At 72.7% G+C, this 13,590-nt stretch carries 11 protein-coding genes and 3 pseudogenes; 7 read left to right on the forward strand and 7 right to left on the reverse strand.

What is annotated here, in order from left to right; genetic code table 11:
- The 4 genes and pseudogenes from AOK22_RS43140 to rsmH all read right to left on the reverse strand — a co-directional run.
- Positions 1-208, reverse strand: a pseudogene (locus tag AOK22_RS43140) (hypothetical protein); the annotation flags it as partial.
- Positions 209-210: 2 nt separating this feature from the next.
- A pseudogene (locus AOK22_RS43145) lies at positions 211-428 on the reverse strand (septum formation initiator family protein); the annotation flags it as partial.
- A gap of 105 nt (positions 429-533) precedes the next feature.
- Positions 534-801: 16S rRNA (cytosine(1402)-N(4))-methyltransferase (gene mraW, locus AOK22_RS43150; protein WP_244165184.1), on the reverse strand; the 268-nt coding region annotated here is incomplete at its 5' end.
- Positions 802-803: 2 nt separating this feature from the next.
- A pseudogene (gene rsmH, locus AOK22_RS31490) lies at positions 804-1,411 on the reverse strand (16S rRNA (cytosine(1402)-N(4))-methyltransferase RsmH); the annotation flags it as partial.
- Between the two features lie 388 nt (positions 1,412-1,799).
- Between rsmH and AOK22_RS31495 the strand changes: the two are divergent.
- From AOK22_RS31495 to AOK22_RS31510, 4 genes are all read left to right on the forward strand, one after another.
- Positions 1,800-2,420, forward strand: coding sequence for a beta-class carbonic anhydrase (locus AOK22_RS31495; RefSeq protein ID WP_079036946.1), 621 nt, complete (start codon positions 1,800-1,802; stop codon positions 2,418-2,420).
- Positions 2,421-2,609: 189 nt separating this feature from the next.
- Positions 2,610-3,632 carry an AAA family ATPase gene (locus tag AOK22_RS31500; protein ID WP_055702129.1) on the forward strand — a complete coding sequence of 341 codons (1,023 nt, stop codon included), beginning with the start codon at positions 2,610-2,612 and terminating at the stop codon, positions 3,630-3,632.
- Positions 3,632-4,984 carry a DUF58 domain-containing protein gene (locus AOK22_RS31505; RefSeq protein ID WP_055702130.1) on the forward strand — a complete coding sequence of 451 codons (1,353 nt, stop codon included), beginning with the start codon at positions 3,632-3,634 and terminating at the stop codon, positions 4,982-4,984. The genes AOK22_RS31500 and AOK22_RS31505 overlap by 1 nt, the downstream gene beginning before the upstream one ends.
- A complete protein-coding gene (locus AOK22_RS31510) occupies positions 4,981-7,407 on the forward strand; it encodes a transglutaminase TgpA family protein (protein WP_055702131.1) in 2,427 nt (808 codons plus the stop codon). The genes AOK22_RS31505 and AOK22_RS31510 overlap by 4 nt, the downstream gene beginning before the upstream one ends.
- 214 nt (positions 7,408-7,621) lie before the next feature.
- Here AOK22_RS31510 and AOK22_RS31515 read toward each other — a convergent pair whose 3' ends face one another.
- The 3 genes from AOK22_RS31515 to AOK22_RS31525 all read right to left on the reverse strand — a co-directional run bounded on the left by AOK22_RS31515 (position 7,622) and on the right by AOK22_RS31525 (position 9,782).
- Complete coding sequence (locus AOK22_RS31515) at positions 7,622-8,035, reverse strand: DUF3040 domain-containing protein (RefSeq protein ID WP_055702132.1); 414 nt, start codon at positions 8,033-8,035, stop codon at positions 7,622-7,624.
- Between the two features lie 275 nt (positions 8,036-8,310).
- Positions 8,311-9,135, reverse strand: a complete 825-nt coding sequence (locus AOK22_RS31520) for a class I SAM-dependent methyltransferase (RefSeq protein WP_055702133.1) — start codon at positions 9,133-9,135, stop codon at positions 8,311-8,313.
- A 98-nt stretch (positions 9,136-9,233) separates the two neighbouring features.
- A complete protein-coding gene (locus tag AOK22_RS31525) occupies positions 9,234-9,782 on the reverse strand; it encodes an SAV_6107 family HEPN domain-containing protein (RefSeq protein WP_055702134.1) in 549 nt (182 codons plus the stop codon).
- Between the two features lie 181 nt (positions 9,783-9,963).
- Between AOK22_RS31525 and AOK22_RS31530 the strand changes: the two genes are divergently transcribed.
- The 3 genes from AOK22_RS31530 to AOK22_RS31540 are packed head-to-tail and all read left to right on the forward strand — an operon-like array spanning position 9,964 to position 13,473.
- Positions 9,964-10,749: an ATP-binding cassette domain-containing protein gene (locus AOK22_RS31530; protein WP_079036947.1), complete on the forward strand. Its 786-nt coding sequence runs from the start codon at positions 9,964-9,966 to the stop codon at positions 10,747-10,749.
- Positions 10,721-12,805, forward strand: coding sequence for a YhgE/Pip family protein (locus AOK22_RS31535; RefSeq protein ID WP_055702136.1), 2,085 nt, complete (start codon positions 10,721-10,723; stop codon positions 12,803-12,805). The genes AOK22_RS31530 and AOK22_RS31535 overlap by 29 nt, the downstream gene beginning before the upstream one ends.
- Positions 12,806-12,852: 47 nt before the next feature.
- Positions 12,853-13,473: a TetR/AcrR family transcriptional regulator gene (locus AOK22_RS31540; protein ID WP_055702137.1), complete on the forward strand. Its 621-nt coding sequence runs from the start codon at positions 12,853-12,855 to the stop codon at positions 13,471-13,473.
- Positions 13,474-13,590: the final 117 nt, after the last annotated feature.

A 13,590-nucleotide genomic window follows, 5' to 3' on the forward strand; every position in this document is an offset into this window, starting at 1 on the left:
GGCCGGGGGCGTCGCGGGGAGCGGGACGCCGGCGGGCGGCGAGGCCACCTCGCGCGGGCGGAGGACTTCCTCGCGCAGCGCGGAGGGCCGGGCGGCGACGCCGGGCACCCCGCGCACGGTGCCGTCGGGGTCGAGGAAGGCGGGGTCGCCGCCGGGGACCATGCCGAGCTCGCGGGCGCGGCGCTGGAGCGCGTCGGGGGCGGCATAGNNTCCTCCTCGGTGAGGTCCTTCGTCTCCTTCTTGAGCTCGCTCACCTGGAAGGAGCCTTCGTTGAGGGAGGAGTTCAGGATGAGCAGCGTGATCAGACCGCCGCCGAGGAGCAGGACGACGAGGAGGACGAAGGGCGTGCGCGCGGCCTGGGTGGGCCCCTGTGGCAGCAGCCGTGCGAGGCGGGCGGCCCTCCCCCGCAGCTCGGGCTTCTTGCTCATGGAGCCTCCTCGCGGACTCTGATCAGCGGACTCGGCACTGCGGGTCTCGGGACTGCGGGTCTCGGCACTGCGGGCGAGCTCAGGGGCCGGTGGGCGGGCGGTGGCTCACGCCACGTCTTCGCGGACGCGCTGGGCGCCCCGCAGCCGCGCGGGCGCCGCCCTGCGGTTCTCCGCGACCTCTTCCTCGGTGGGCAGTTCGGCACCGCGGGTCAAAAGCTTGAGCCGCGGCTGGTAGCGCTCGGGGACGACGGGCAGGCCGGGGGGCGCCGTCGTCGCGGCACCGGCCGCGAACACCTGCTTGACCAGGCGGTCCTCCAGTGAGTGGTACGACAGGACGGCGATGCGGCCGCCGACGGCGAGCGCCTTGACGGCTNNGCCTGGAAGGTGCGCTTGGCGGGGTTGCCGCCGGTGCGCTTGGCGGCCTGCGGCAGGGCGTCGCGGATGAGCTCGACGAGCCGCGCGCTGTTGCTGAACGGCTCCTTCTCGCGCTCGCGCACGACGGCGGAGACGATGCGCTTGGCCTGCTTCTCCTCGCCGTACGCCCGCAGGATCCGCACCAGTTCGCCGGGCGCGTAGGTGTTGAGGACCTCGGCGGCGCTCATGCCGGTCGTCTGGTCCATGCGCATGTCCAGGGGGGCGTCCTGGGCGTACGCGAACCCCCGGTCCGCCTCGTCCAGTTGCATGGAGGAGACGCCGAGGTCGAACAGGACGCCCTGGACGCGCGGGACGTCCAGGCGTTCGAGTACGTCGGGCAGTTCGTCGTAGACCGCGTGCACCAGGGTGGCCCGGTCGCCGTACGGCGCGAGGCGCTCGCCGGACAGGCGCAGCGCTTCCTTGTCGCGGTCGAGGGCGATGAGGCGGGCCGACGGGAACGTGGACAGGAGCGCCTCGCTGTGGCCGCCGAGGCCGAGGGTGCAGTCGACGACGACCGCTCCGGGCTCGGCGAGGGCGGGGGCCAACATGTCCAGGCACCGCTGGAGCATCACCGGGACGTGTCGGCTGTTGTCGCTCAAGGGGCCCTCTCAGGTCCGGCGCGGCGTCCGTACGCACTGCCGGGTCCCCACCCGCTCCGAAGAAGGGGAATGGCCTGCTGGCGCCGGGGAAGTGGCGTCAGCCGACCGGGAGCGGGAGGAGGCCGAGCCGTACGTACGCGCCGCGCACGTGGGGGGATTCAGGGAATCTCCGTATGTGCAGTCCAGCAGGGAGAAGGTCACGTCTCCCGCTTCGCGTCACTTTAGTCCACGCTGTCGCCCGGTCAATCAACCGGCCTGCGCGTCGCGGGTGGGTCCCGGGCGCGGGTGCAAATCCGGCGCATTCACCCATTCGGCCGTAGCCGTACCGCTCCTGTGGGTTACCTCACAACAAGAGTCTTTGACGTTCTTTGTCCCTTCTCACAGCGGGCCCCATCGATCACTGACCACTAACGTCATGACTATGTCGACTTCCGCATCTCCTTCGGGCAACGCCCCCGCAGAGCAGAACGGCGACATAGTCGCCGGCTCCGTCACCGACCGTCTGGTCGAGGCGAACAAGAAGTACGCCTCCGGGTTCACCGACCCCGGCATGGACGCCCGCCCCGTCCTCCAGGTCGCCGTCGTCGCCTGCATGGACGCCCGGCTCGACCTGCACGCCGCGCTCGGCCTCGACCTGGGCGACTGCCACACCATCCGCAACGCGGGAGGCGTGGTCACGGATGACGTCATCCGCTCCCTGACCATCAGCCAGCGCGCGCTCGGCACCCGCAGCGTCGTCCTCATCCACCACACCGGCTGCGGCCTGGAGTCCCTCACCGAGGAATTCCGCCAGGACCTGGAGAACGAGGTCGGACAGCGGCCCACCTGGGCGGTGGAGTCCTTCCGCGACGTCGACCAGGACGTGCGCCAGTCGATGCAGCGCGTGCGGACCTCGCCGTTCCTGCTGCACACCGACGACATCCGCGGATTCGTGTTCGACGTGACCACCGGTCTGCTGCGAGAGATCGACCCTGCGTGACTGACAAAGGGCTGTAAGACCCGACAAATCGGCGCCAGTTATCCACAGGCGAGTGACACGACCCGCTATGCCCAACAACAATGCGGGGGTGGCATCACGCGGTCCATTCACGCGTGATGCCGGTGAATTCGGGGTGGACCGGACCGTGCGTGTGAACGCCGGTCCGGAGAACGGGCCGAGGAGGGCCGGGTGACGACCTATGACGATCGAGCGAGCCTCACAGATCTGACCACCACAGCGGAGCGTGTCCGCAGGTCGGTGGAGGGTGTGATCGAGGGCAAGCCAGAGGTCGTACGGCTTTCGCTGACCGTGCTCCTCGCGGAGGGGCACCTGCTCATCGAGGATGTACCGGGCGTCGGCAAGACCATGCTCGCCAAGGCGCTGGCGCGGTCCATCGACTGCTCCGTGCGGCGGATCCAGTTCACACCGGATCTGCTGCCGTCGGACATCACCGGCGTGTCGATCTTCGACCAGCAGCGCAGGGACTTCGAGTTCAAGCCGGGCGCGATCTTCGCGCAGATCGTGATCGGCGACGAGATCAACCGCGCGTCTCCGAAGACGCAGTCCGCGCTCCTGGAGTCCATGGAGGAGCGCCAGGTCACCATCGACGGGCAGACGTACGAACTGCCCAGCCCCTTCATGGTGGTGGCCACGCAGAACCCGGTGGAGATGGAGGGCACCTATCCGCTGCCCGAGGCCCAGCGCGACCGTTTCATGGCGCGGGTCTCGATCGGCTATCCGGGCCCGGAGGCCGAGCTGCAGATGCTCGACGTCCACGGCGGCGTCTCGCCCCTGGACGACCTCCAGCCGGTGGCGCACGCGCACGACATCGTGAAGCTCATCGACGCCGTGCGCACGGTCCACGTCGCCGACTCCGTGCGGCGCTACGCGGTGGACCTGGTCGGCGCGACCCGCAACCACCCGGACCTCAGACTCGGGGCGTCCCCGCGCGCGACGCTGCACCTGCTGCGCGCAGCCAAGGCCTCCGCCGCGCTCAGCGGCCGGGAGTTCGCCCTTCCCGACGACGTCCAGGCCCTCGCCGTCGCGGTGCTCGCCCACCGCCTGCTGCCCACCGCGCAGGCCCAGCTGAACCGCCGTACGGCCGAATCGGTCGTCCTGGAGATCCTCCAGCACACCCCGGTGCCCGCCACCGGACAGCCCGGTCCCGGCGCCTACTTCAACCAGCAGCCGCCCGGCGCCCGGAGGCTGTGATGACGGCCGGGGGGATGCCGGCAGGCCCCGCCGAGCAGGACAGGAGCGGGCTGCGCACGGCTCTCGCGGGCCTGACCACACGCGGACGTTCCTTTCTCGCGGCCGGCGTCGCCGCCGCGATCTGTGCCTATGTGCTCGGCCAGGGCGACCTGCTGCGCGTCGGGCTGCTGCTCGCCGTGCTGCCGCTGGTCTGCGCCGTCGTCCTGTTCCGCACCCGCTACCGCGTCGCGGGCAGCCGCAGGCTCTCCCCCGCGCGCGTGCCGGCCGGTGCGGAGGCCCGCGTCCATCTGCGGATGGACAACGTCTCGCGGCTGCCCACGGGGCTGCTGATGCTCCAGGACCGGGTGCCCTACGTCCTGGGCCCCCGGCCCCGGTTCGTGCTGGACCGGGTCGAGGCGGGCGGGCGCCGCGAGGTGTCCTACCGCGTCCGCTCCGACCTGCGCGGACGCTATCCGCTGGGGCCGCTGCAACTGCGCCTGACCGATCCGTTCGGGATGTGCGAGCTGACGCGCTCCTTCTCGACGTACGACACCCTGACGGTCATCCCGCGCGTGGAGGCGCTGCCCCCGGTGCGGCTCACGGGCGAGGCCAAGGGGTACGGCGACGGGCGCAACCGCTCGCTGGCGCTGGCCGGCGAGGACGACGTGATCCCGCGCGGGTACCGCCACGGCGACGACCTGCGCCGGGTGCACTGGCGCTCCACCGCGCGCTACGGCGAGCTGATGGTGCGCCGCGAGGAGCAGCCCCAGCGGGCCCGCTGCACGGTGCTCCTGGACACCCGGGGCGCCGGCTTCCGGGGCGCGGGCCCCGACTCGGCCTTCGAGTGGGCGGTGTCGGGCACGGCGTCCGTCCTGGTGCACATGCTCGAACGGGGCTTCTCGGTACGGCTGTTGACCGACACGGGCACCTCCGTGCCGGGCGAGGGCTCGGACGGCTTCGCGGGCGCGAGCCAGGAGTCGGCGGACGCGGCCGGACTGATGATGGACACGCTCGCGGTGATCGACCACTCGGACGGTTCCGGGCTCTCCCGGGCGTACGACGTGCTGCGCGGCGGCAACGAGGGCCTGCTGGTCGCCTTCCTCGGCGACCTCGACGAGGAGCAGGCCGCGGTGGTCGCCAAGATGCGCCGGCGCAGCGGCTCCGCGGTCGCGTTCGTGCTGGACGGCGCGGCCTGGGCCCAGGGCCCCGGCGGCGCGGTGTCCGGCGCCGGTGAGGCGCGGGTGCGGATGCTGCGCGAGGCGGGCTGGGCGGCCCTCGCGGTGCCGCCGGGCGCCGGTCTCGGGGAGCTGTGGCGGCAGGCGGACGACGCGCGCTCGGGCGCGGGAGGTACGACAGTGGGGGGACGTTCATGAGTGGGCGCGCGCGGCTCGCGGTCTGTGCCACCGCGGCCACGCTGATGGCGTCGGGCGCGCTGCTGCCGCTCGTCGACCCCGCCACGTGGTTCCTGCAGGCGGTGATCCTGCTCGTGCTGCAGAGCGGGGTGGGCGCGCTGGCCCGGCGGATGCCGCTGGCCAGGCCGCTCACCGTGGCGGTGCAGGCGCTGGTGACCCTGCTGCTGCTCACCCTGTCCTTCGCCCGTGAGCAGGCCATCGCGGGGCTGCTGCCCGGTCCCGAGGTGTTCCGCCGGTTCGGCGTGCTCCTGGAGGCGGGCGCCGACGACGTGGGGCGGTTCGCGATCCCGGCGCCGCTCAGCGACGGCATCCGGCTGATGCTGGTCGGCGGCGTCCTGGTGATCGGCCTCGCGGTGGACGCGCTGGCGGTCACCTTCCGTACGGCGGCGCCCGCCGGTCTGCCGCTGCTCGCGCTGTACTCGGTCGCGGCGGGGCTCTCCGGGGACGGCGCCGGGTGGCTGTGGTTCCTGCTCGCCGCCGCCGGCTATCTGCTGCTGCTCCTCGCGGAGGGCCGGGAGCGGCTCTCGCAGTGGGGCCGGGTGTTCGGCGGCGCGGCGCGCGCGCCGGGCCGGGTCTCCGGAGGGCTGGAGAGCAACTCGGGGGCGATCGCCCCGGTCCGCACGGGACGCCGCATCGGCGCGCTCGCCCTCGGCATCGCCCTGGTGGTGCCGCTCGCCCTGCCCGCCCTGGACGGCGGCCTCCTGGACGGCCCCGGCGGCGCGGGCGGCGACGGCTCGGGCGGCGGCGGAACGATCTCCGCCATCAACCCGCTGGTCGCGCTCCAGGACAGCCTGAACCAGCCGGAGGACCGCGAGGTCATCTCGTACCGCACGAACGCCGAGCAGACCGACGCGCTGTATCTGCGGATCGTCTCGCTCGACCAGTTCGACGGCACGACGTGGAAGACCACCGTCCGGCGCATCGAGGACGTGCCCTCGCCGCTGCCGAGCCCGCAGGGCCTGCGCCCCGACGTCCGCAGGACCGAGATCCAGACGAACATCTCGGCCGCCGACAGCTACGCGCAGAACTGGCTGCCCATGCCCTTCCCGGCCAGCCAGGTGAAGATCGGCGGCCGCTGGCGGTACGAGCCGGTGGGCCGGGCCCTCGTCGGCGACCGCGGCCAGACCACGCGCGGGGCGCAGTACCAGGTCAAGAGCCTGGTCGTGGAGCCCACGGCGGAGCAGCTGGCCGACGCGCCGGAGCCGCCCGACGACCTGCGGCGCGAGTTCACGAAGGTGCCCGACGCGCTGCCCGGCGTGGTCGAGGAGACCGCCCGCCGGGTCACCAAGGGCGCCGCGAACCCGTACGAGCAGGCGGTCAAGCTCCAGGACTACTTCGCCTCCGACGGCGGGTTCACGTACAACACGCAGGTGCGCGCGGGCAGCGGTCCCGCCGCGATCGGCCGGTTCCTGGAGCAGAAGGAAGGCTTCTGCGTCCACTTCTCCTTCGCGATGGCCTCCATGGCGCGGACGCTGGGGATCCCGGCCCGGGTCGCGGTGGGCTTCACGCCGGGCTCCGCGCAGGCGGACGGCACCATGTCGGTCGGCCTGCGGGACGCGCACGCGTGGCCCGAGCTGTACTTCGAGGGCGTGGGCTGGACCCGCTTCGAGCCGACGCCGAACCGCGGCACGGTGCCCGAGTACACCCGCCCCGACACCCCCTCCGACGGCGCGAGCGACCCGGACAGCCCCGAGCCGGCCAAGTCCTCCGAGCCGTCCACGTCCCCCTCCGCCTCCGACGACTGCCCGCTCGACCTGCAGAAGCAGGGCGGCTGCACGAGCGCGGCCCCGCAGGTCGCGACCGGTTCGGGCAGCGGCGGACCGCCCGTCGGGATGATCGTCGGCGGCTCCCTGGCGGCGCTGCTCGTCCTCGCGCTGCCCTTGCTGCCCGTGCTCTGGCGGACCAGGGTGCGGGCGGTGCGTCTCGGCTCCGGCGGGCGCACCGAGGCGGACGCGGCGGCCCGGACCCTGGCCGCCTGGCTCGAAGTGACCGATACGGCCTGGGACCACGGTATTGAGCCGGACGAGTCACAGACCCCCCGGAAGGCCGCCGCGCGGATCGTCCGCGTCGGCGAGCTGACCGCCGGACCCGCGGAGTCCGTCCATCGGCTGGCGGCCGCGGTGGAGCAGGTGCTGTACGCCCCGCGCCCGCAGCCGGCCGCGGGTCTGGCCGACGACGTCGCCCGGGTACGGGACGGTCTGCGGGCCGCGGTGGGCCGCCCGGCACGGCTGCGGGCGACACTCGCGCCGCGTTCGGCCGCCCGGGTGGTGTGGGCGGTCTCGGACCGCTGGGCGGCGTTCCGCACGCGCTGGAGCGAGCGGATCGTGAAGCGGTGGACGGCCCTGACGCGGAAGCTGCCGCGCCGGACGGCGCAGGAAGGCTGAGGACGGGGGCCTCACCGGTGAAGCGCCGGTGGGCCCCCGATACCGGTGAAGCGCCGTTGAGAGGCCCCAGTACCGGTGAAGAACCGGTGAGGCCCCCGACCTGCGAAGGGCTGGTGGCCCGCCATGACCCGCGCATGTGTGAGGGGGACCGCCCCACAGGGCGGTCCCCCTCACACATGCAGAAGTCTGTTCGGTCAGTCGTGAGCGGCTGGACTCACTGACCGCCCTGCTGTTCGTCCCGGCGGCGCTGCCAGCGCTGCTCGATCCGGTCCATCACGGAACGGCGCTGCCTTGTCTGCCGACGGGCCGGGGCGCCGCCTGGCGCGGCTGCCGCGCCCGAGGGCTGTTCACCCGGCTTCGGCGCCTTGCGCCAACCGGTGACGGCGAGCACCGCACAGCCGAGCATGACGAGGAATCCCACCACGCTGATCCAGATCTGCTGCGCGACCATTCCGGCCATGAGGAGGGCGATACCCACCAGGAAACCCGCGACCGCTTGGTAGACCCGCTTCCGGGTGTACGTACGCAGCCCGCTTCCCTCAAGCGCTGTCGCGAACTTGGGATCTTCGGCGTACAGCGCTCGCTCCATTTGCTCGAGCATGCGCTGCTCGTGCTCCGAGAGCGGCACGGAGTCCTCCTCATCGTGCAGTCGCCGGGGCGACCGGGGGTCCCCTTCAGGATAGGCAGGGAATCGCCCCCGTGAAACCCGCCCCTCTACGCCAACTTCGCCAAACCGGACCTTCACGTCGCTCCGGCTCACTGAAGCGTGCATTCCCCAGTGGCCGAACCGTCATGCAGGACGGTGTGCCTCGATCATACGGCGCCGGTAGCCCGTTCGGGGGGCCTGTGGCGTACTCCATGTGCGGCTGCGCCGCTGATCAGCGGGGCAGCCACCGGCGCACCTCAGGCCCCGTCGGTCTCCCGCGCCTCACCCAGCACGTGCAGCTGCGTGGCGACGGAGTGGAAGGCGGGCAGCTCGGCGGCGGCGGCCTCCAGCTTCAGGAGTGCCTCCATGGCGCCCGGCTCGGTGTCCACGAGGACGCCCGGGACCAGGTCGGCGAAGACCCGGACACCGTGCACCGCGCCGACGCTCACGCCCGCGGCCTCGACCAGCTCGGTGAGCTGGTCGGCGGTGAAGCGCCGCGGCACGGGGTCGCCCGCGCCCCAGCGGCCCGCCGGGTCGGCGAGGGCCGTCTGCGCCTCCTTGAAGTGCCCGGCCAGGGCGCGCGCCAGCACGGCTCCGCCGAGGCCCGCGCCGAGCAGGCTGAGGATGCCGGCGGGGCGCAGCGCGTCGACGGCGAGGCGGACGCCCTCCGCCGGGTCGTCCACGTACTCCAGGACGCCGTGGCACAGGACGGCGTCGAAGCCGCCCCGCTCGACGACGTCGAAGAGGCCGAGCACATCGCCCTGGACGCCGCGCACGCGCTCGGCGACGCCCGACTCGGCGGCCCGGCGCTCCAGCGCGAAGAGGGCGTTCGGACTGGGGTCGACGACGGTGACGCGGTGGCCGAGGCCGGCGACCGGCACCGCGAAGTTGCCGCTGCCGCCTCCCGTGTCGAGGACGTCGAGTGACTCACGGCCCGTGGCCTTGACGCGGCGGTCGAGGGCGTCCTTGAGGACGTCCCAGACCACGGCGGTACGGAGAGCGGCGCGCGGACGAGGAAGGTCGGAGCGCGACGCCGTCCGGGGCTGGTGGTGGGAGGCGGGCGGGCGCATCGGGTCCGACACGGCAGTTGACTCCTCGACGCATGGGGTTCGATTACCCCCCACCCTATTGCCTGCCGCGCGGTGCCCGGGTCATCCCTCGTCCGGCACAGACGCGCCGGTCAGCCCGCGTCCGGCGGCTCCCTTCCCGCGTCCTGCGACTCCTGCCGCGGCTGGGGCAGCACGGGCTGGAGCACCAGCATCCGCTCGACGATGCGCAGGAACATCGCCACGTCGCGGAGCAGGTCGTCGGCGTCGCGGACGGTGGCGGCGCCGCGGATGCCCGCCTCGGCGCGGGCCCTGCGGGCGGCACCGGAGGCGAACAGGGCGCTCCACTCTGTCAGTTCGGGGGCTATCTCGGGGAGGACTTCCCAGGCGCTTCGGATGCGCTGCCTGCGGCGCGGGGTCGTCTCGGGGCGCCCGCGCGCGGCGAGGACGGCGGCGGCGGTGCGCAGGGCGGCGAGGTGGGCGGTGGCGTAGCGCTCGTTCGGCGCGTCCAGGCGGGCGGCCTCGTCGATTCCGGCGCGGGCCTGGGCGAGCAGTTCGAGGGCGGCGGGCGGGGCCGTGGCGCGGCGCAGGACGGGGTGGACATCGCTCGCCGGGCCGGTCAGTGAGGGGGCAGGGCCGACGGCGCGGTGCCGGTGTGCGGCTGCTGCGGAAGTGCTGGCCATGACGAACCTCCTGTCGTCGTGTGACGGCGCAGTGGCCGTATGTGCCCATCGTGGAGTACGCCACTGACAATCGGCTCTGACCTGCGCTTTTGCCTCGATCGGGGGTTCGGGCCTATTTTTGAACTGACCAGTCAGTCCAAAAGAAGGGTCAGGGGGGACTGTGGACGGTCCGACCGACGGCGTGCGCGGAGCCGCCGTCACCGCCGAGAACTTCGGGCTCAAGGGGCCGCGGGGCTGGGCGTTCCGCGGCATCGGCATCGACGCGGAGCCCGGGTCACTGATCGCGCTGGAGGGTCCCTCCGGGTCGGGCCGCACCTGCCTGCTGCTCGCGCTCACGGGACGGATGCGCGCCACCGAGGGCCAGGCGTCCGTGGGGCGCCTGCGGCTGCCCAAGCAGCTGGCCGCCGTGCGCCGGATCAGCGGGCTCGGGCCGGTGCCCGGCGTCACCGACCTCGACCCGGCCCTGACCGTCGCCGAGCACCTGCACGAACGGGCGCTCCTGGAGCGGCGGTTCAGCGGCTCGCTGCGCGGCCTCCTGCGCCCGCGCGCCGAGCGGGCGAACGAGACGCGGCTGCGCATCGACACCGCGCTGGCCGCCGCCGGACTCGACATGGAGAAGCTGCCCAAGGGACGGCGCACCTCCGTGCGCGACCTGGAGCGGCTGGAGGCGCTGCGGCTCTCCGTGGCGCTGGCCCTCATCGGCCGCCCGCGCGTGCTCGGCGTCGACGACACCGACCTGAAGCTCTCCGACGCCGAACGCGCCGAGGCCTGGGCGCTGTTGACGTCCCTCACCGAGCGCGGGACGACCGTCGTGGCGGTGTGCAGCGAGGCGCCCGAGGGCGCGGTCGTGGTGCGCACCGGCGACCGGGGCACCGCGCGCGACCAGGAATCCGGACAGGACCGGCCCAACGGCACCGACGACGACAAGGAGACGGCGGATGCGCTCGCCGAAGCTGGCCGCGCTTGAGCTCAGGCGCTTCGGCAGGGGGAAGCTGCCGCGCGCGGCGCTCGTCGCGCTCCTGCTGCTGCCCCTGCTGTACGGCGCGCTGTACCTGTGCTCCTTCTGGGACCCGTACGGCCGTCTCGACCGCATCCCCGTCGCGCTCGTCAACGACGACCAGGGAGCCACCGCCGGGGGCAAGAAGCTCGCGGCGGGCGACAACATCGTCGAGGGGCTGCGCGACAGCAAGACCTTCGACTGGCACGAGGTGAGCGACGCCGAGGCACGCAAGGGCGTCGAGGACGGCACGTACTACCTGTCGCTGACGATGCCCTCGGACTTCAGCAAGCGCATCGCGTCGAGTTCGGGCGACTCTCCGGAGACGGGGGCCCTTCGGGTCCGGACGAACGACGCCAACAACTACATCGTCGGGCAGATCTCGCGGACGGTCTTCTCCGAGGTGCGCACCGCCGCGTCCACGAAGGCGTCGCGCTCGTTCCTCGACAAGATCTTCATCTCGTTCTCGGACATCCACGGCGCGACGAAGAAGGCCGCCGAGGGCGCCGACAAGCTGGACGACGGCATCGGCAAGGCGAAGAAGGGGTCCAAGGACCTCGCGAACGGCCTGAAGGACGCCAAGAACGGCAGCGGTGACCTGGCCGCCGGCGTCAAGAAGCTGCACAAGGGCGCGGGCGACCTGGAGGACGGCTCCAGGAAGGTCGCGGACGGCACCCGGAAGCTGGCCGGCAAGGTCAACGGCACGGCCGACAAGGTGCGCCCCTTCCTGAAGGACAACGGCAAGACCATCGGGGACACGGCCCAGCTCGTCGCCGACTCCTCCAAGGCGATGCGCCACAACCTGGCGACCTGGGTGAAGCTCGCCCCCGAGGCCGCCAAGGGCGCCAAGGAGGGCTCCGCGGTCATCGGCGACTTCTACGCCAAGCGCTGCGATAAGGCTCCGGTGCCCGACCCGCTGTGCCCGGAGTTCAAGAACGCCAAGGAGTCCGCCGAGAACGTGGCGACCCTCGCGGACGACATGAACACCCTGATCGCGGACCAGGACGGTGACGTCAAGAAGCTCGACGGGAACCTGGCCACGCTGCAGAAGAAGTCCCAGGCCCTCGCCGACCGCGCCCCGCACCTCGACGACGACATCGAGACCGCCGTCGCCCAGATCAACGAGCTCGACAAGGGCGCGGGCAAGGTCGCCGCGGGCGCGAAGAAGCTGCACACGGGCCTCGGCACCGCGAAGACCGGGGCCGCCGACCTCGACACGGGCGTCGGCAAGCTGGAGACGGGCGCGACCGACCTCAAGGGCGGCATGTTCAAGCTGGCCGACGGCTCGGCGGAGCTGTCCGGCGGGCTGCACGACGGCGTCAAGAAGATCCCCGACTACGACAAGAAGGACCGCGACGACCGCACCGGTGTCATGGCCGACCCCGTGCAGCTCGCCTCCCAGTCCCTGCACAAGGCGCCCAATTACGGCACGGGCTTCGCGCCGTACTTCATCCCGCTGTCCCTGTGGGTCGGCGCGATGGTGGCGTACATGCTGATCCAGCCGCTCAACCGGCGCGCGCTCGCCGCGGGCGCGTCCGCCTGGCGCATCGCGTTCGCGGGCTGGCTCCCGGTGGCCGCCCTGGGCGTGCTGCAGACCGCCGCCCTGCTGTCGGTCCTGCACTGGGGGCTCGGCCTCCAGATGGCGCGGGCGGCCGGGACGGCCGGCTTCCTGTGCCTGGTGACGGCGTGCTTCGCGGCGATCGTGCAGTGGCTCAACGCCCGCTTCGGAGCGGCCGGGCGGATCCTCGTCCTGGCCGTGCTGATGCTGCAGCTGACCTCGGCGGGCGGCACCTATCCGGTGCAGACGAGCCCCGGCTTCTTCAACTGGATCCACCCGTTCCTGCCGATGAGCTACGTCGTCGACGCTCTCCGGAGGCTCATCACGGGCGGCGGTCTCGGCCCCGTCTGGCAGGCGTGCGCCGTCCTCACGGCCTTCACGCTGGGCGCCCTCGCGCTGACCGCGCTCTCCGCGCGCCGCAAGCAGGTGTGGACCCTGGACCGGCTGCACCCGGAGCTGAGCCTGTGAGCGCGACCGGGTCCGGCGGCCCCGGCGGACCTGTGAGAATCAAGGTCATGGACAGCAGTGCAGGCAGCACCCGGCGCGAGGCCACGCGGCAGAAGCTCTACGAGGCCGCCGTCACCCTGATCGCGGAACAGGGCTTCTCCGCCACGACGGTCGACGAGATCGCCGAACGGGCCGGGGTCGCGAAGGGCACCGTCTACTACAACTTCGCGAGCAAATCGGTCCTCTTCGAAGAGCTGCTGCGGCACGGCGTCGGCCTGCTCACCGCCTCCCTGAAGGAGGCCTCCGAGCAGGCGGCCGCGGACGGCGGCAGCAAGGTCGACGCGCTCGACGCGATGATCCGGGCGGGCCTGGTCTTCATCAACCGCTACCCGGCCTTCACCCAGCTGTACGTGGCCGAACTGTGGCGCACCAACCGCGCCTGGCAGTCCACCCTCATGGTCGTCCGGCAACAGGCCGTCGCGGTGGTCGAGGACGTGCTGCGGGCGGGCGTGGAGAGCGGCGAGCTCAGCGAGGAGATCGACATCCCGCTGACGGCGGCGGCGCTCGTCGGGATGGTGCTGGTGGCCGCGCTCGACTGGCAGGCCTTCCAGCCGGAGCGCTCGCTCGACGACGTGCACGCGGCGCTGTCGCGGCTGCTCCAGGGCCGGGTGAGCGGCACGCGCGCGTAGGGGCAGCTCACACGGACGCACGAACGGCGCCGGTCCGGTGCCCCCTGTCACCAGGCGGCACCGGACCGGCGCTTTCTTCGTGTCCCCCCGTACCCCCGTACGGTCGTCCCCCCGAGT

The organism is Streptomyces silaceus (genome assembly GCF_001419745.1).
Classification (GTDB): Bacteria; Actinomycetota; Actinomycetes; order Streptomycetales; family Streptomycetaceae; genus Streptomyces; species Streptomyces silaceus.

Excerpts from the sequence above, each read along its gene's own strand:
- AOK22_RS31505 (WP_055702130.1), top strand. The coding sequence starts at position 3,632 with ATGACGGCCGGGGGGATGCCGGCAGGCCCCGCCGAGCAGGACAGGAGC.
- AOK22_RS31510 (WP_055702131.1), top strand. The coding sequence starts at position 4,981 with ATGAGTGGGCGCGCGCGGCTCGCGGTCTGTGCCACCGCGGCCACGCTG.
- AOK22_RS31525 (WP_055702134.1), bottom strand. The coding sequence starts at position 9,782 with ATGGCCAGCACTTCCGCAGCAGCCGCACACCGGCACCGCGCCGTCGGC.
- AOK22_RS31535 (WP_055702136.1), top strand. The coding sequence starts at position 10,721 with ATGCGCTCGCCGAAGCTGGCCGCGCTTGAGCTCAGGCGCTTCGGCAGG.
- AOK22_RS31540 (WP_055702137.1), top strand. The coding sequence starts at position 12,853 with ATGGACAGCAGTGCAGGCAGCACCCGGCGCGAGGCCACGCGGCAGAAG.